This is a genomic window from Pedobacter sp. FW305-3-2-15-E-R2A2 (assembly GCF_038446955.1).
In the GTDB taxonomy this organism is placed as follows: domain Bacteria; phylum Bacteroidota; class Bacteroidia; order Sphingobacteriales; family Sphingobacteriaceae; genus Pedobacter.
Genome location: NZ_CP151803.1, coordinates 1978090 through 1996752, shown reverse-complemented (window position 1 = coordinate 1996752; position 18663 = coordinate 1978090). Strand labels below are relative to the sequence as shown.

Genomic DNA, 18663 nt, shown 5'->3' with positions numbered 1-18663 from the left:
TTCTTTGATTATTTATCTCCGTAAACCTTAAATTCATAAATCCCTGCTATGGTTTTATCGGCAGCAGGCATCAGCGTAAGGCGCACCCACCTGGCCTTGGCAGAACTTTCATCCACGTAACAAGGAATAGATTTTTTGACATTGGCCAGCTGATCTGAAAAAACGGTCCACTTCAGGTTATCCGTTGAATATTCAATTTTATACTGTAAACTTTTATCCACGAAATCTGTAAAAGTTTCGCACCTGGCCATCTTTTGGACGGTTCCAAGATCCACAGTTAAGGTCTGCGCAGCTCCATCTCCTCTGGCACGCCATTTCGAAAGACTATTGCCATCAAATGCATTGATCAGCTCATTACCACTGGGATCTGCAGGAGAACTTGCGGGTTTCCATCCTGACAACAGTTTTCCCGATGCCGGTGTATAGTTGAGCAGCAAATTGTCAAATTTAGCGACGTTAAATCCTGAAACATAACCTGCAGCACCGATCGAATAGCGATCGTCTTTTACATCGGCAACTAGCTTACCATTGAGAAAAGCTTTAATGCTATTTCCTTTACCAACCAGTTTCAGGTTATTCCATTTGCTGACGTCCACATGTCCACTGGCCAGGGTATCGGTTTTAGTCTGCAGTTTCCAGGTTCCATCTTTGTAGATATTGAAACGATAGCCGAAAGGAATATTTGCCTGTGAAGCTTTATCATAAGCGCCTCTTAAAATGATACCGGCATAACCTTTTCCGTTAAAGGCATCATTTTCTACAAAGACATCTGAAGAAATCTGCCCCTGATCCCATTCTGTCCCCTGTGCCACAAAGGTATAGGCACACTCGTCAGGGATCCAATGGGTAATGTCATTCAGCAGCGATTGTCTTAGATATTTATTGTTACCGGCCGACTGATGCAATTCAAAAGCACCGGAGTTGTCGTAAAAATATTTGGGCGATAAAGGTGCCTGTTCCAATGAATACTGGTCGAAATTATCTGCGTAGTTTACAGGGAATGCCTTTTCTTTAGGGATGTCGTGTGTTCCTTTTTGCTGACCTGTAGTGGTCGTGATGGAGTAAATACTTTCTGCATCCAGCGATATGGTAATCGTACCATTGATCGCAATCAGATCGGCCTGCTGCTGAAACTGGTTTTCACTATTCGATTTCCAGACCTGCAATTTATCTTTCTTCAGGTCTGAAATGTTAAAAGTCAGTTGCTGAACTTTTGTACCGTTTGCAATAACAATACTATAATCATTGCTTCCATCCAGGTTTTTATACGTACAATACGCACCTTCTCCTTCCAGTTCGCCGCAGCCACTGTCTATGTATTTCCATCCGGGTTTGGCAAACTGGTTAAAATGCGCCACGGCCCAAATGGTTGGCCATACCTCGTAATAACCAGACCAGGGATTGGTCCCTTTCATAATCCCTACGTTAGAAAAGCAGGAAATATCAGGCATAGAAGCAATAGGACACCACATGTTCACTTTTACTATTTTCTTCTTGATATAGCATTTCAGGATGTTCTTTGCCATATACATGGTATTTCTCCAGGATTTCCCCGGTAAAGAGAAGTCCTCTCCGGACCATAATGGCAATCCGCTGTCGAGCGCATTCTGGTTCATCTCCTCTTTGTTATCACTCCACATGTAAGAATCCGGATAATGATAACTGATCGAAGAAAGGGTGTTTTTGAATTCCTCATCCCTGACCAATAAATCAGCGATCCCCCAGGCTTTACCTGCTCCTTCGGGTGCATTGATTTTAATGTGGCTCAAGCCATTTTTGTTCAGCGTTGGCCTTAACGTATTGACGATCCAGTCGCGGTTGTAATCGCGCTCATTCCAGCATCCGGCAATGTATTTCAAATTGAGGCCCCAATGTTTTGCCCCCTGAATAAACTTAACCAGGTAATCGGCGTTGTCTTGCGACCAGACGCCATTAAACCAACCCGGCATGCTCCATTCCAGTGCATCCAGCTCAATCCCGGGATTTCTGTTTACCGCTTCCCGCATCAGCCAATACTCATACCCTCTGTTGAAATTTGGGTTTTCCATTTCGGCTTTTGTCCTGGCAAAACTTGGTTCCGAGCCACAGGTCGTATTGCCATCACCACCGATTTCGGTTTTAAGGTAAGTAAAGCCGGCACCAAAGCCCGGCTTAAAGAGGTAATCCAGGATATCACTTCTGGATTTATCGGAATAATCGATTAACAATCTGGAAGATCCGCCGGCGCTCACTGCACCGATTCCATCAAAGATTCGCCCTGAGCCATTGCCATCGACTTTAATGAGGCCGGCTGATTTGCTTTGTATCGTATTGCTTTGTGTGGTATGGGTTTGCCCTAAAACTGTCTGCACAAAGAGCGACAGGCAAAGGGTGGTCATCGTAATTTTAAACATCGTTGATTTCTTTATTTACCAGTTTGGATTTTGTGTCAATTTGCCTTTGTACAAGGCGATTTCTCTTGTAGGTAATGGTCTGAGGTAGTGTTTATCCGGACTAAAAGTTCTCGCCGATACCGGCTGAGCAATTAAAAAGCCCATCGCATCTGTTCTGGACTGATAACCAGCTCCACTATAGGGCGCAATATTTTGCCATTCCGATCCTTTGATTTTAATCCCTTTAATGTCCTGCACCAATTCCGTTTCTGCAGTTTTCCACCTTCTGATGTCATCATACCTGAAGCCTTCCAATGCAAATTCTACATTTCTTTCTCTCCTCAATTCGGTCTTCAGGTCCAATCCGTTAGCGGCTAAAAATGAATTGCTCAGCGAGGGCATATTTGCTCTTGTCCGGATCAGATTTACCGTCTTGTCCAAATCAGCATCAGAAAGCATCCCATTTTTTTCAAACTGAGCTTCCGCATAGATCATCAGCACTTCTGCATAACGGATGATGTGGTGGTCGTATCCGAAATTATCTCCGTTATTGGTGTTCCCGTAAACATTTTCTGAAAGGTATTTGTAGGTGATGTACCCGGTATTTCCATTGCGTTGAGGTGAATTAGGCCAGTTAATGACAGGAACAAGTGGATTGAATACTTCAACAATCGAAGTCCCCGGAATTACCATGGTCATCGTCATCCGCGGATCGCGGTTGTCATATTCAGAGCTAATGGTGTTGTATCCCTTAAATTGTGCAGACTTTGTGATGGGCAATCCATCTTTACACAAATACATATCGGCTAACTTTCTGGTAGGAAGGTAACAAACCGTCCCCACCACAGAATAAGGATATTGTTGTCCGGAGATGTTCACTTCATGCCTGCGGTCCAGGATACTTTCTTTCGAATCATCGCCCTCTTCAATAAAGAGATAGCGGTAACTCTGGGCACCTTTAGCGGTATACAAGCCATACTCATTGCTGCTCATTACTGCATTTGCCGCATTGATGGCCGTGTTTAAATATTCCGCAACATCAGCACCCCTGTATTTTTGCCAGGTACCTTCAAATAGTGCGACTCTTGCCATCAGTGCGCTGGCGGATCCACTGCTGATCCGGCCGACATCCATTCCGGCGATTTTACTTTTTAAAGGAAGGTCCAGCGCTGCATCAGCCAGGTCTTTAAGGATCAGATCAACGGTTTCTTTCCTGCTTGCCCTTGGGCTATACAGCTCCGGATCGTCCACATCAAGCACCCTGGTAATTAAAGGAACGCCACCAAAAAGGCGGAACAAAAGCCAGTAGTTATAAGCCCTGAAAAACCGGGCTTCTGCCACATAGTTTTTAATGCCCGGATCGGTTTTACCTGCCCCCTGACTGATGAGGTTATTGGCATTGCGAATGTAGTAGTAAGCATCGGTCCAGCTTTGGACTGTTTCTGAGGGTAAATAATCTCCGGAACTCAGGGAATTGGCGTTGTTAAAAGCAATATCGGTTTCGGTATCACTGAAATTAAAGCCTTCCAGCGAGTTGTACAACCCATTTGCTCCGAGCTTAAAATCTGCCGGAGTTTTATAGAAGATCACATCAGATAAGGTGTCCTTCGGCTTCAGATCCAGTTGTTTTTTACAACCTGAATTAAATATCAACCCGATGCTGAATATGATGGTCAGGAATAGTTTAGAATAATGTTTCATAATCGTCTCTTTATCGAATTCTAAAATTTAACATTCAGGCCAACAGAAGTTACCCTGGTAAAAGGATAGGTTTGCTCAGTGGTGGTCTTATACCCTTCTTCCGGATCAAAAGAATGTCCCCATGTTCCTTTGGAAATGGTAAACAGATCCTGTCCGCTGGCATACAATCTGATCCCTTTGAGCTTTAGCTTTTTACAAAAAACTTCAGGCACATTATACCCGATGGTGATGACCTTGAAGCGCAGGTAGGCCAGATTGTTTACCCGCATGGAAGAGTATCTCCAGTTGTAGCCCAGCAGGCCATCGAAACCTACAGATCCGGGAATCAATCTTGGATAGGGCGCATCCGTATTTTCCGGGGTCCAGTTTTTTCCATGAAAATATTGGAGTGGCTGGAAATAGATCGCACTCATCGGCACGGCGAATGAACCATCTCTGATGTTCATTTGCTTGCCTACCCCTTGCATCATGACAGAAAGATCAAAATTTGCGTAAGACACATTTAAATTTGCAGAAAAGGTATAGCGGGGTAACGTATTGCCCAGGTTCAGCAGGTCACCTTTAGTTCCTTTTGCAGGATCTCCATAAGGCGTAATATTTCCGTCGCCATCCCTATCGCGATACATGACATCGCCAATGGCGATGTTATTCGGAATGCCACCCAGTTTTTTATAATTCGCCAGTTGTTCTGCATTTTGAATGATTCCGGCAAAGTCATAACCGAAATAACTGTTTAAGGAGTAGCCCTGATGGGTAAAATTGAGTCCCTGGAGCAATACATCATTGCCTTTCAGCTCCACGAGCTTATTCTTACTGTCGTTCAATATCGCAGTGATGCTGTATTTAACTTTTCCAACCTCGTCTTTCCATCCAAGGGAGAAATCGAAGCCTTTAGTCACCAGATGACCAAGGTTCTGACTCGGTGGTGTACCGCCCAACGTTGCAGGAACCTGTACATTCACCAGCATATTCCGGTTTTCTTTGTTGTAAACATCGATGCTGCCCGTTAGCCGGTTGTCCAGAAATCCAAAATCAATTCCAAGGTTGGCGGTTTCAATGGTTTCCCATGTTCTTTTATCAGATGCAATACCTGATACTGCTCCCGGAAACCTTGCATTCGGAGTACCAAGAGGATACCCACCACTCACCGTAATCAGCGGAATATAACCGTAATTGCTAAAAGCTTTGATTTCCTGGTTTCCTGCCTGTCCCCAGGAAGCCCTGAATTTAAGGTTACTGATGACGTTTAAAGACTTAATGAATTTTTCTTCCGAAAGGTTATAGGCTACTGATACACCTGGAAATGCCGCACTCCAGCGTTTATCAGGCGAAAACTTGGAACTGCCATCTAAACGAACGGTAGCATCCAGAAAAAGCTTGTTTTTAAAGCCATAGCTGAACCTTCCAAAATAAGAATTCAATGCCCAGTCGGTATTAAAGCCGCTTAAACTCGTATAATCTGCTTTGGTCTGGTCAGCTAAGCCGAAGGTAAAGATTTCGTTCCCGCTGAAGTTGGAACCCGTCACATCTGTTCCCAGATCGGTATTCTTTTCGAAAGACGTTCCTGCCATCAGGCTCAGGTTATGGTCATTTCCAATGACCTTCGCATATTCAATTAAACCGGTGTAGGACTTAAACAAATTCCTGCTATTGGCATAATAGGCCGAATTTAGAGGATTTCGATAACCATCAATATTGCCTTCATAATCGTATAAAGTAAAGGTTCTTGTGTTTGCATGGTCATTGTAATTGCTGGTATTTACTCCCGCCTGTCCGGTAATTTTAAGCCCTTTTAAGATTTCGACATCTGCTTTAACATTAAAGGAGAAAGCATTTGAATTGGATTCCCGAATGCCCCCTTCTTCCAGTTGCTGCGCAGGATTGATATAGCCCTGGTAGGTGTAATACTGGCCCGTGGTATTCTTTAAAGGCACAAAATTAAACAACCTTGGGCTGTGCGACATGATTTCGCCCAGTGCAGAAGGTTCTCTTACGATTTCGTTGTTAAAGCTATTCCGCGTCTGTACATTGATCTTATCCAAAAGTTTAAAATCATAGTTCATCCTCAGGTTGTAGCGGTCTGAGTTATTTTTGCCGTATTTAAAAACGCCATTGTCATTTGCATAACCAGCCGAGAATAAATAAGCACTATTTTCGCCACCACCAGTTACACTGATGTTATGCGTTTGCTGCAGGGCATTTCCATATAATATTTTATTCCAGTTGTTGTCGGTATAAAAGCCCGGATAATCCTGAAGGTAAGTTACCCAGCCTTTATTGAGATCTGCAGGAGCACCTTGTCTGATTTTAGCAAACACATCCTCCGGCACTCCTGGTAAACCCACATTCAGAAGCGCTTCGTTGGTCATTTCTGCAAATTGCTGTGTGGTGGTTACTTCTTTGAGGTAATCGGGCATTTTTAGTCCGAAGTTTGCGGAATAATCTACCTGTGGAGGACCTTTTACGCCATTCTTAGTGGTAATCAGCACCACACCATCCGCTGCACGTGCCCCATAAATTGATGCTGCCGCATCTTTTAATACCGTAACTGTACCAATATCATTGGGGTTTAAACCATTGAGGTCACCAGGGACCCCGTCAATCAGCACCAGTGGTTTATTCCCATTTACGGAAGAAAATCCGCGGATCTGAAGGTCATAACCCTGGCGGCCAGGCTGACCGCTGCTTCTGACCACAGTAAGTCCGGATACGGCTCCCTGCAAGGCACTGGATGCATTTACCAATGGTCTCGATTCAAACACCTTTTTATCTGCCTGAGAAATTGCCCCCGTAACTGATGCTTTATCCTTTGTGGCATAACCGACAACGACAATTTCCTGCAACTGCGAATCGTCGTCATTTAAGCGAACATTGATCTGTTTTCTGCCGGAGAGGGGTTCTTCTTTGGTCTGAAATCCGATGAATTTAAAGACAAGTATTCCATTTCCATCCGGTAAACGAAGCGCATAATTCCCATTGTCGTCTGTCGTTGTTCCGATTTTTGTTCCTTTCAGGATGACAGATGTTCCCGGTAAAGATTTTCCGGTCTGATCAGCAACATTCCCCCTGATCTGAAGGGTATCCTGCAGCCCTTTGTCGAGATTAAAGGCCTGGCTAACCTGCTTTGCAGCCCCTTTAAGAATAATGTTATGGTCTACAATTTTGTATTCAATGGAAAGTCCTTTAAATACCGACTTTACCGCCTCATGAATCGTTACATTTTTGAGTGAAACGCTGATTTTAGGTTTATTCAGGTCATAGTCCCGGCTAAAAAAAACATATCCTGTTTGCGCTTCTATGGTGTTCAACACCACTTTAAGCGGGACATTTTTTTGCTCGAGATTTACTTTTTGACCGAATGTACTGGCATAGACATTCACCAGTGATAAGATCAATATGAAAATGGTCAGTTTCATAATCAATAATAGTTTGAGCGGCAGCCAAAGCTTGGGCATGCCTAGGTAGAAAGTATTTAATTTCATACTTTTGATTGGTTTGGGCTAATTGCTAAATCGGTTCGCATTGATTTATCCCGGTTTTCCGGGAAGGGTTGACCCAAGCTATTTCCGCAGAGGTGCTAGAACACTTCTGCGGTTTTTACCGGCCACCAAATGGACGCTAAAGCCCCTTTCGTAACTGTCTTTTCATAAATTATTTGGTTAGGTTTGGTTTATATATTTGGTTATAGGTTTTGTTTGTTTGCAGGCTTCCCCTTAATCTCAGGGCATAATGACGATGGTTTTCCCTTCTATTCTGAACCTCACATCGGCATATTTCAACACTTCCAGCACTTTTGAAAGGTTCAGGTTGCGGTACACTTTACCATCAAAAATTGCTTTAGGGATCTTTCCTTCATATTTCACATCCATGTCATACCATCTCGAGATCTGTCGCATCACCGTCGGTAAATCATCTTTTTCAAATAAGAAAAATCCGTTTTTCCATCCTATGGCTTCGGCGATATTGGCCTTCCCTACCCTCATGTTCCCACTGGCTGATAACTGCGCCTGCTCGCCAGGTTTCAACAAGGTCTGCTCATTTATTTTTACTGATCCTTCCAGTAAGGTGGTCAGCGTCTGACCTTCATCCGTATAACTATTGACATTAAAATGTGTCCCCAATACCACCAGATTTTGCTGAGCTGTTTTGACGATAAAAGGGTGTGACGCGTCTTTTGCAACTTCAAAATAGGCTTCTCCATTCAAGGTCACGGTTCGGTTCTTTAATGTAGCAAAGGAAGCCGGATAGGTTAAGGTGGAGGCTGCATTGATCCAGACCTGCGTTCCGTCTGGCAACCTGACCTGATAGGTCTCTCCCCTGGCTGTCTGCAGCGTATTTGTTTTGGCCCCTGCAACATTTCCCTGATCTTTAACCTCATATATGAGCTGTCCATCGCTGGTTTTCGTGATCAGGACACCAGCTTCCCTGGCGAGTTCACCAGTACGAACACCGTCCAATGCGATCTTTTGCCCATTCGCCAGGATTAGCGTCGCCGCGTTTTTACCGGGAACAATATCCTTCGCCAGTACGGGCAGATGTTGACTAACCGGATGTTGAGGAAAGAAATAGAGGTATCCACCAAAGGTACAGGCGATTAAAACAGAAGCGGCAATACTGATGCTAAGCCAAAGTTTTTTTGCAGGTTTGATGTATTTACGTTCAAATTCGGAATAGGCATCTGTGGCGTTGAACTTATAAATTATTTTCAATTCCTCCCTGAGCTGATCCTCAGAGGTTAGCCGCTCAAAGAGTAATCGGTTATGCTCCTTAAGTGCCATCCAATCTTCCAGTTCTTTTTTACCAGCTTCCGTAATTTCTCCTGAATTGTAACCGGCAATCAGTGTAATGATCTTATCGTAATCTTGTTTCATGCTAATCTCTTATATCTGGTATATGGTTTAAACCACAGGAGTCTAAAAAAGTACCGGAAAAATTTAAATTATTCTGATGGAAGAGCTCATTGTTCCTGATGCGGGATTACCATACGAAACCGGGATCACCTTTTGGGAAATAGAAAATTATGGATAACCGATCTCTAAACTGTAGATAAGTAAGAAAAGGGCGAAAACGTCAGGTCTGAGATAACGCTTCAAACCATCGAGCCCTTTGGATTTTAGATTTTTCACCGTTTGTACGGAAAGCTCCAGAATGGCTGCAATCTCCTCGTTTTTAAGGCCTTCAAAATAGCTCATTTTGATGATCTCTCCGGAGTGGCCCGGTAGTTTATCGATGACTTTCATCACCTCACGCAACACTTCTGCCTGGATCAGCTCCTCCACATAAGCCTGCTCTTCTGCAGGCAGGCCAGCGTTATAGTGCCATTGTCTTTCTTTCGCTTTTGTCTTGGTTTTTATACGGTTTAAACAGGAATTTTTAACCGCCGTATACAGATAGGCGCGGATGTTCTCCTCTTCAGATGCCGTCGTTTTACGGTGAAGTACTTTCAGGAATACATCTTCCACAATATCTTTTGCTTCCTCCTGATCGTCTAAAATCTTAAATGCGAAGTAGCAAAGGGCCGCATAAAAATCAAGATACAACTGTTTAAAATCCAAAACCACTGTAGACATATTAGCTCAAATATTGATTAATGATGTAAAAGGTAAGAATACAGCTTATTTCTGAAATATTAAGAACCTTCAGATTTTTTTATGATCCCACCTTTTTCTCCTCCCAAAAAGACTCGATCTCTTCCAATGATTTTCCTTTTGTTTCCGGCAGCAGTTTGTAAACGGTGATAAAGGCGATCAGACAGAAAAAGCTGAAGACCCAAAACGTAGCAGGTGTCCCTGCATATTTCAGTAACATCGGGGTCAGCTGTCCCATGATCGTATCCGCAACCCACATCACCATAATACTGATTCCAAGCGCTTTGCCACGGATTCGGGTAGGAAAAATTTCAGAGGCCACTACAAATTTTAATGGTCCTATAGAAAAGGCAAAACAGGCCAGAAAAACAGTCACACTGATAACGAGTAACCATCCGGAGGTCAGGCCCTGGGCAAAAAGAAAACCCGTGACAAATAAACTGATAAAAGCACCTATTGTTCCAACGAGATAAAGGGGCCTTCTACCCCATTGATCGACTTTCCATATCGCTATAAATGTGAAGACCAGATTGGCCGCTCCAAAGATCACTTGCCCAAGAAAAGAGTTCTCCAAGGCAATTCCGGCATCGTTCAGAATCGAAGGCCCATAATAGATGATGGCATTGATGCCACTCAGCTGAGAAAATAAAGGCAATAAGATGCCCAGCAACATGGCCTTTCTCAGTTTCGGAGAAAACAATTCTTTATAAGTCGCCTGTTCTTCCTTGCTTTCGACAGCTACGGTCGCTTCCATTGGTTCTGTTTGTCCATTATTCAAAGCCTTAAGGATGGTCATCCCCTCCGCAGTACGTCCTTTTCTGATCAGCCACCTCGGACTTTCCGGAACAAAAAACAATCCTGCCAAAAACAGCATGGCCAGTACTCCTCCCATGCTGAACATCCCCCGCCAGACTTCCTTCACGTAAATAAGGTCTGTAAGCGCGGAGAACCCTGCAGCAGATGGCGAGGCAGAATAATTCAACAACAGGGAGTTGGACACATAAGCAATTAAAATACCCGCCGTAATCGCCAGTTGATAACAGGTCACCAGGCGGCCTCTGATGGCTGCCGGTGCGATTTCTGAAATGTACAACGGAACAACAATGGAGGCAACACCTACCCCCAGACCACCTACTAAACGGGCAGCAATCAGCAGATCCAGGGAATGAACAAGCGAACATCCTATGGCCGAAATCAGGAACAGGATGGCAGAGAGGAACAACATTTTTTTACGGCCTATTTTATCGCTTAAGCTTCCTGAAAAGGATACGCCGATAATGCAACCTACCAATGCTGAGGACACGAAAAGCCCTTCGTAGAAAGCCGTTAAATCAAATTTCTTTTCTACAAAAGGCAATACACCCGATATCACCGCCATATCGAAACCGAAAAGCAGTCCGCCTAAGGAAGCGACAAGCGTAATCAGCCCCAGATAGCGTTTGTTGTTGTGGTTCATCATTTTATATTTGGTTAGGTTGTTATTTGGTCAGGTTATTATTTAGTGTTTCAATGGTTTTTAGCCCAGGAGCTGGTCTTTAAGGAAAACCTTAATCACTTTGGCCCGAAGCTTTCCGTGATTGATCAGTTTGTAACTACCCGTTGCTGCAGGTACAATGAAAGTCTCTGCATAATTAAACCGGTAGGCATCCCCATCCTTAACTTCCGCTGAAATGGCGGTTCCTTCTACCAGCATCAGGATATGACACTTCTCTTCTGTAGCGATCAGCAGCTCTGTATCAAATTCTACCCTTTCTATTTCGTAAAAGTGGTCCTGATGGGTAGGCAATTTTACCAGCTCCCAGTCTGTTCCTTTTTCTATCACCTGCTGCTTAGAAATTAATTCTTCCCGGACCTTTGCCCCTTTACGTTCAAAGCGCAGGTTGTTAAATGCATGTTCTATATTGATGGGCCGCGGTTTTCCATCCAGTCCCAGGGACAACCAATCGTACATTTTAAAAGTAAAAATATAAGGTGTCGCACTGATTTCAAGCACCATATTGTTGGTTCCGGAGCTGTGGACAGTTCCGCCGGGAATTAAAAACAATTCGTGTTTACGGGATGGAAAGCTCTGAACATACTTCCCGATCTCGATCTTTTCATTATTCCGTTGACTGCTTTCCAGTTCGTTGCGAAATTCTTCCGGATTGATATCCTCCTGAAAACCAAGGTAAACTTTCGCATCCGGCTCACAATCCATGATGTAATAGGTTTCATCCTGGGTAATCGTCTCGCCAAAGTTATCCTGTATATATGCCTTTGAAGGATGACATTGAATGGAAAGGTTTCCGCCCTGAAAAGTATCCAGAAAATCGAACCTGATGGGGAAATACGTTCCAAACTGCGCTGCATGTTTACCCAGGATGGCTTGAGACTCCAGTTCCATTAAAAGGTCGAAGGTAATCTCCAGTAACTTCCCGTCGCTTTCCAATACAACCCCATTTTCAGGCGTAATCAGTTCAAATGACCAGGCGTAATTAATTTCTTCCTTATTCAGGCCTTCGAGATGCGTTTTCATCCATTGACCACCCCATGAGCCACTTTCAAACCAGGGCCTGGCCCTCAATACCGCATGACTCAGTTGGCGCAATCCTTTCTCCAGCTCTTCTTTTAATATCCAGTTGACCTCATCCAACCATTGTCCATCAGCAACGACAGAAATCCTGTTTAGCAATGCCGATCTATGGCTGTTAAGCACTACCCAGTCTACAAAGTAAAACCGCTTATAGAGATAAAAAGGGGGATCAGTAATGCTGCTGCCCAGGTTAGTGACCACCCCGGCTTTCATCCGATACTGAATTTCATTTTTAGGGATTTCAAAATAGATGACAGGAGCATCCCATTTTACTAACCCTGCCCCTGCACCTATAATGATATTCAGCAACTTTGTTTCTTCTTTTTCTATCGCTAAAATTTCATCATACCTGAAGAAATCCTTCAATTCAAGATCGGTTTTCCTACCCCAGACCTCATTTTCGCCACCCAGAAAAGGAGCAGTCAATTGTTCAATTTCTGTTTCGGGTTTAAAGTAATCCGACATCTGGTGCCATTTCACGGAAATGCCACGTTGATCAAGTTCCTTTTGAATCTGAAGCTGTATTTCTTTAAAAAACACCCCGCCGTAACCATCAATGAGGACAGCACCTTGCTGAATGATCCAACTGGTCAGTTCTTCAAATCCATTCGCTATCTTTTGGCTTCCTAACTTGAAAAAAGGTGTCGGTTCATAGTTTTTACTATTCGATACATTACCAGCATCTATAGGCAACAATGGTTGCGAACTCCGTCGCCAGTTATTTATCCCCATCTCCTCATTAGTTTTTGTTTCGGGTATATTTTCAGAATCTTCAATCATATTTACGGGTGTGTTACTAGAATCAACAGTATTCAATATGTACAAACATAAAGAATCAACAAAAATAGGTTTTAACAAACAAAATTAAGCGTTTAACCAAAAATCATTTCAATAAAATTCTATCAAAACCCATATATGTACAAACATAGTTATTTATCAAATATATCCAAATATATTTTCATAATTTTGCTACCTACCTATTCACTAAGGGGGAAGAGAAAAAACAGACATGAAGATAGCGATCAACCACAAAAGCCCGATTCCATTGCATATACAGGCTGAGGAGTTATTACGTAAAATGATAAAATTGCCTGAATTTCAAGACGGCAAGCTTTTGCCTAACGAAATCGATCTTGCTAACCAGTTGGCTATTTCCCGTACTACATTGCGACAAGCATTAAACAAACTGGTTTACGAAGGTTTGCTGATCCGGAAGAAAGGTGTTGGCACCAAAGTAGCTGATGCATTGATCAGTTCTAAATCTGTGAACTGGCTTAGTTTTTCTCAGGAAATGCAGGCAAGAGGGATTCCTATAAAAAATTTCGAACTTCATGTCAGCTGGATTTATCCGACCGAGATCATTGCCAACTTTTTCAACATCAAAACAGATCAAAAAATATTAAAGCTGGAACGGTTGCGTGGCCGGCCGGAAGGTCCGTTCGTTTACTTTGTATCCTACTTCCATCCCCGTACCAGTTTAACCGGAGAAGAAGACTTTAAAAGACCACTTTACGATATACTGGAGACAGATTACAGCATCATTGCTGAACTTTCCAAGGAAGAGATCAGTGCAACCGCAGCAGATAAATTTATCGCATCAAAACTGGAAACAGAACCCGGCAGTCCGATATTGTTCCGCAAAAGATATGTATATGATCAGGCAGAGCGGCCAATAGAATATAACCTCGGATATTATAAGGCCGACAGCTTTGTATATTCTGTAGAAAGCAGAAGAGGATAATCGTACTTAGCTAAACCTGACAACAAGAAAAGCCTGGATGTGTACCATCCAGGCTTTTCTTGTCTAAACCTCTTGCCCGCTATTTCGTTTTCTGTTCAAGCTCCGTGATCGCGCTCCACAACACCCCTGCCTCTCCTCTAAAGCTGGCAGATCCCTGTGGCCTGTTATCCGGGGTATACCATTCATAAAAACCTTTATTTTTAACCACACGGTCCAACATAGGTTTCATTGCTTCACACGCTTCAGCTAACAGGTTATAACGGATCAGCTGAGAGATCATCCGACCTCCAAACCAGGTCCAGTCTCCACCATTCTGATAAGAGTAAGGCCCCATTCCCTTATTCTTGAAGAAACCTTCAGGATATACAGGGTAAATCGTCAGACCTATGGTCGCTGCATTTGCTTTCTTTACATTTTCCTGCATCTTTCTATAAGCTGTTTTCACTTCATCTTTAGTTAAGAGGCCAGCTTCAATTGCCACAGCCGTTCCACCATGGTAATAGACTTCTGCTTCGTTAAATGAGGCAGGAAAAGGCGAACCATTTAAATAAATATGCGGCAGGAATTTCTGACGTTTTTTATCCCAAAGGTGCTTGCGTACATTGCTGGCAATTTTTGTTTTGACCCCTTTCCAGTGTGCCGATATTTTTGGCGACAAGCTTGCGATTTCCAAAAAATCATTGATCGCAATGATAAACATGGCATTGTCGTAAATGTCGATGCTTAAATGCGAATTGGAATCCAACACAACACCCCAGCTATGTTCCGGTTGCACGTCTCCCCAATCGACTGTTGTTGCTCCCCATAACAGGCCATGTTTCTTGTCAAACCGCTTGGTCAGCAAAAACTCCATTGCCTGTTCCAGGCGTTTCTGTACAGGTATTCCGGCGATGGTATTCTTCAGGATGCTTTTATCCCCCGTTCTTCTGATGTATTTCGCTACTGCCTGTACCAATGAAGTTTCCTGATCGGTTTCTACTGTATTTTTATGTCCGGCATATTCTGGTGCCAGATCAGAATGATAATAATCATAACCCACTGCCCCCTTTTTAATTGGCACGTAACCATCTAAAATGGCACCATCCGATTGTTGAAATTGAAAGAAAGTAAGTAAATGTTTTTTTATTAATGCTTTATCATTCACCTTGCTCGCCACAGCAACAAAGGTATTCAGGTCCCTGATCCAGACTTCTCCATAACCATCACCGGCAGTAAAGCCTTTTTGCACCAATTCCTCCGCCATTATTCTTACTGAATCGGCCAAGGGTCTGATGGATTCCAGCTTTTTTGAAACATTTGCAGGCAAAACAGATTGTGCGGTTGTATGCTCGCTTAATGCAAAGACACTCAGACAACCTAACATTAACATTTTTACGTTCATTCGTGTGTAGTTTTATGTGGATTAACATTTAAAATTCAGAAAAACACGCTTTAATTCATCACAGACTTAGTTTTTCAAAGAAAAGCAGTCATCTTAAATTAATTTGTATGTACATATATACATAATCCCAATTCAGCATCAAAATTTTTTAGAAAAAAATAACTTAACCTGACGATTACTCGTCAGGTTAAGTTAAAGGCAGTCAATCCTTAAACACTTTTCATCAGAAAATAAAAATCCGGCCTGTCTATGGGTAATAATGCCGCCATTTCTGAATTTAAGCTTTCAAATCATCAAAATAATTGTTCGCTTCTTCCAGAATAGATTTCATCAACTCAGAGGCCTTTGTATGTTTCAATACAGGTGTAATCTGACCAGCCCAAAACAAGACCATATCCCATTTTTCGTTTGCCATCGCTGCTTTTCTTAAATGCGACATGAACGTTGTCTGGAGTGGAAAAGGTAAAAAGTCTTTTTCCAGGGACACCAGGTCTTTTGCAATGCGGCTGCTGATCCCTCTTCCCAGTCGGCCGGTATATGCCCGTGACAGGGTGGTATACTTTGCAGCATCAGACAACAGCATCTGTTTATGAATCGCTGTGGCATTGGATTCATCTGTTGCCAGAAAAGCAGTACCAATTTGTGCGGCATCTGCCCCAAGGGCCAGTGCAGCGGCCACTCCTTTTCCATTTGCAATGCCTCCGGCAGCAACCACAGGGATCTTTACCCGCTCTTTGATCAGTTGCAGCAGCACAAATGTCCCAATGGTAGAGCTCTCTGCTGAGGCCAGAAACGATGGCCGATGACCACCTGCTTCAAATCCTGATGCGATGATCATATCGACCCCTGCAGATTCCAAAACAATGGCCTCATCCAGGGTAGTTGCCGCCCCAATCGTGACGATACCAAGCCGATGACATTGTTCAAGAATATCAGCCGAGGGGCTACCAAACATAAAGCTGAACACTGGTGGACGTTGATGCAAAATCATCTCGATCTGGTTTTCGAACCTGCTTTTGAATGGCTCAGGTTTTCCGGGAAGCGCGATGCCCAGTTCGTCAAAATAAGGTTTAAATAACTGTTGAGCCCGGTTAAAGTGTTCGTCAGACACGGTACCATTCACCGCATCGGTTTCCGACACAAATAGGTTGATATTGTATGGTTTATTCGTAGCCAGGCGGATCTGTTTGTCCACTTCAAGGATCTCCTGAGGGCTCAAATTATAGGCCCCATACCCTCCAAGGCCCCCCAGGTTTGAGACTGTTGCAACCAACTCTACAGAGGACAGGTTACCACCGAAGGGCCCTTGCAGGATGGGATACTGAATACCTAATATTTTAGACGCTTTTGTTTGATACCACATCGACTTATATTTAAAGGTTTACATCACTGAGCATTTTGTTCACGATCATCCATTGATTGTTGATTTTGTGAAAAGACAGAAACTCGTCATAGTTAAAGTCGTACATTTTAACATGAACTTTAGCAACCGCTATGGTATTGATCACATCGATGGAAATAATCGTTCCCTTAAAAGGTTTCCCGGAATCTTTCACACTTTGCCGGTTCTTTACCACCTCAAGATATTGATTACGGGTTTTCGCATAGGGTTCCCCCTTTACATCTCCAAACAACAGGCTGTCGGAATACATCGCACGGCCTAGCTTTTCTATGTCACCTTCATAAATTCCCTGGAAATAATCATTTTCCAGTACTGCGGTGATCGCTAATGAATCTTCTTTCATAATTAGTTCAGGTTATGACCGGCAGCCATGCCACCATCAACATTAATAATAGCACCACTAACGAATTTGTTTTTCGCAATGGCATAAACCATTTCTGCAACATCCTCTACTTCACCCACCCGGTTCAATAAATGCAAACCTGCGCTCTGATCAGCGGTATCGCCATGCATAGGGGTACGAATTACGCCTGGCGCCACGGTGTTTACCCTGATGTTATTTTTACCGAACTCAGCTGCCAGTTGCAAAGTCAAGGCATGTATCGCAGCTTTCGAAGCAATCGGAGCGGTTGAGGGCGCTCCCCCCAATGCGTGATGCACCAATGGAGTACCGATATTGATGATCACACCTCCCGACTGCTTCAGCATTTGCGGCAGAATGGCCTGAGTGGTAAAAAAAGTCCCCTTCAGGTTGGTATCCAGAAAACGGTCCAGGTAAGCTTCATCAACTTCCAGAAAAGGCCTCGTTTCATAGATCCCGGCATTGTTTACCAATACATCCACGCCACCAAATCTTTCAATAGCCACTGCCAGCAACTGCTCCCCGGTGTTTTTATTTTTCACATCCCCTGCTACCTGTGCCAGCTGATCACCGGCACCTAATTCCTGATACACTTCTTCCAGTTTTTCTGCTGTTGAAGAATTTATGATCACATTATCGCCGTTTTTCAAAAAGTGGCGGGCGATCTCCTTACCGATGCCCGAAGAGGCACCGGTAACAATTATGGTTTGTGTTTTCATTTGATTTTTAAGCTTATTTTTTATCTGCTGTAATTCCCTTAGCCCTTAGTTCCGAGACCTGTTCCCCGGCAAATCCCCAGTCGTCCAGGTCATGTTCCTGAATCACTACATGGGTCAGTTGCGGATCCTTGTTCAATACTTCAGTGATCAGGTCCGTTACCCCTTTGATCAGGGCTTGTTTTTGTGCTTTGGTAACGCCTTCACGGGTTACTTCTATTTTTACAAATGGCATAGCTTTATGATTTATGCGAATGAACTGATTACTCAGCTTTAGCGGTTATACTTACATTTAACTCAAAATCATTATAGATCAGGGTGTCACCCAGATTCTGGAAAAAATTTCCTGAACGGAACTTCATTCCATATTTGGTTCTGTCGATGATTATTTTACCGCTGGCAGTAAATGTATCACCCGCTAAATTGACGACCGTGTCAAAATCTACAGGATGTGTAATGTCTTTAATGGTGAGCTCCGCGTTGATGTGATTTCCGGAAACGGCAATGATGTTCAGACTTGCTTCTTTAAATTGTTCTGTAGAGAAGAAATCGTCAGAGATCAGATGTCCCAGGAATTGGGCATTCGTATCAGGATCAGTAATGTCCAGTATTTTAATAGAAGTGGTATCTACGATAAAGCTACCCTTTGTGATTTGACCTTCATTCAAAATGAATTGGCCTTCTTTAATGGCGATTGTACCATTGTGTGCGCCCGTTACTTTTTTTCCTGTCCAGTCAATATTGCTCTGCGAAGGAAGGATGGTGAATTGTTGATTTTCCATGTGATTTGTTTTTAATTACACCACAAAGTACGGGAGGAAAAACGGTC

Annotated in this window: 14 protein-coding genes; 1 reads left to right on the top strand and 13 read right to left on the bottom strand. The window is 43.3% G+C overall.

Annotated elements, in window-relative coordinates:
• Positions 1 to 8: 8 nt before the first annotated feature.
• The 7 genes from AAFF35_RS08355 to AAFF35_RS08325 form a co-directional block, all read right to left on the bottom strand.
• The gene (locus AAFF35_RS08355) at positions 9 to 2393 is read right to left on the bottom strand and encodes a discoidin domain-containing protein (protein ID WP_342331976.1); all 2385 of its coding nucleotides are present in this window, start codon (positions 2391 to 2393) and stop codon (positions 9 to 11) included.
• Positions 2394 to 2408: 15 nt separating this feature from the next.
• Positions 2409 to 4073 (bottom strand): RagB/SusD family nutrient uptake outer membrane protein, encoded by a 1665-nt coding sequence (locus tag AAFF35_RS08350; RefSeq protein ID WP_342331975.1) that lies wholly within the window; start codon positions 4071 to 4073, stop codon positions 2409 to 2411.
• A gap of 20 nt (positions 4074 to 4093) precedes the next feature.
• A complete protein-coding gene (locus tag AAFF35_RS08345; protein ID WP_342331974.1) occupies positions 4094 to 7489 on the bottom strand; it encodes a TonB-dependent receptor in 3396 nt (1131 codons plus the stop codon).
• A gap of 303 nt (positions 7490 to 7792) precedes the next feature.
• A complete protein-coding gene (locus tag AAFF35_RS08340) occupies positions 7793 to 8944 on the bottom strand; it encodes a FecR domain-containing protein (protein WP_342331973.1) in 1152 nt (383 codons plus the stop codon).
• 147 nt (positions 8945 to 9091) lie between these two features.
• Positions 9092 to 9643: an RNA polymerase sigma-70 factor gene (locus AAFF35_RS08335; RefSeq protein ID WP_342331972.1), complete on the bottom strand. Its 552-nt coding sequence runs from the start codon at positions 9641 to 9643 to the stop codon at positions 9092 to 9094.
• A 79-nt stretch (positions 9644 to 9722) separates the two neighbouring features.
• Complete coding sequence (locus AAFF35_RS08330; protein ID WP_342331971.1) at positions 9723 to 11120, bottom strand: sugar porter family MFS transporter; 1398 nt, start codon at positions 11118 to 11120, stop codon at positions 9723 to 9725.
• Positions 11121 to 11177: 57 nt separating this feature from the next.
• Positions 11178 to 13013 carry a class I mannose-6-phosphate isomerase gene (locus AAFF35_RS08325; protein ID WP_342331970.1) on the bottom strand — a complete coding sequence of 612 codons (1836 nt, stop codon included), beginning with the start codon at positions 13011 to 13013 and terminating at the stop codon, positions 11178 to 11180.
• 229 nt (positions 13014 to 13242) lie between these two features.
• Here AAFF35_RS08325 and AAFF35_RS08320 point away from each other — a divergent pair, with 229 nt between their 5' ends.
• The gene (locus AAFF35_RS08320) at positions 13243 to 13974 is read left to right on the top strand and encodes a GntR family transcriptional regulator (protein WP_342331969.1); all 732 of its coding nucleotides are present in this window, start codon (positions 13243 to 13245) and stop codon (positions 13972 to 13974) included.
• A gap of 79 nt (positions 13975 to 14053) precedes the next feature.
• Here the strand turns inward: AAFF35_RS08320 and AAFF35_RS08315 are convergent, their stop codons facing one another.
• The 6 genes from AAFF35_RS08315 to AAFF35_RS08290 form a co-directional block, all read right to left on the bottom strand.
• The gene (locus AAFF35_RS08315; protein WP_342331968.1) at positions 14054 to 15355 is read right to left on the bottom strand and encodes a hypothetical protein; all 1302 of its coding nucleotides are present in this window, start codon (positions 15353 to 15355) and stop codon (positions 14054 to 14056) included.
• Positions 15356 to 15632: 277 nt separating this feature from the next.
• Complete coding sequence (locus AAFF35_RS08310) at positions 15633 to 16718, bottom strand: nitronate monooxygenase (protein WP_342331967.1); 1086 nt, start codon at positions 16716 to 16718, stop codon at positions 15633 to 15635.
• A gap of 10 nt (positions 16719 to 16728) precedes the next feature.
• A complete protein-coding gene (locus AAFF35_RS08305) occupies positions 16729 to 17100 on the bottom strand; it encodes a nuclear transport factor 2 family protein (RefSeq protein WP_342331966.1) in 372 nt (123 codons plus the stop codon).
• A gap of 2 nt (positions 17101 to 17102) precedes the next feature.
• Positions 17103 to 17837 carry an SDR family oxidoreductase gene (locus AAFF35_RS08300; protein WP_342331965.1) on the bottom strand — a complete coding sequence of 245 codons (735 nt, stop codon included), beginning with the start codon at positions 17835 to 17837 and terminating at the stop codon, positions 17103 to 17105.
• Between the two features lie 13 nt (positions 17838 to 17850).
• Positions 17851 to 18069, bottom strand: coding sequence for a 4-oxalocrotonate tautomerase family protein (locus AAFF35_RS08295; protein WP_342331964.1), 219 nt, complete (start codon positions 18067 to 18069; stop codon positions 17851 to 17853).
• Positions 18070 to 18097: 28 nt separating this feature from the next.
• A complete protein-coding gene (locus AAFF35_RS08290) occupies positions 18098 to 18616 on the bottom strand; it encodes a YceI family protein (RefSeq protein WP_342331963.1) in 519 nt (172 codons plus the stop codon).
• Positions 18617 to 18663: the final 47 nt, after the last annotated feature.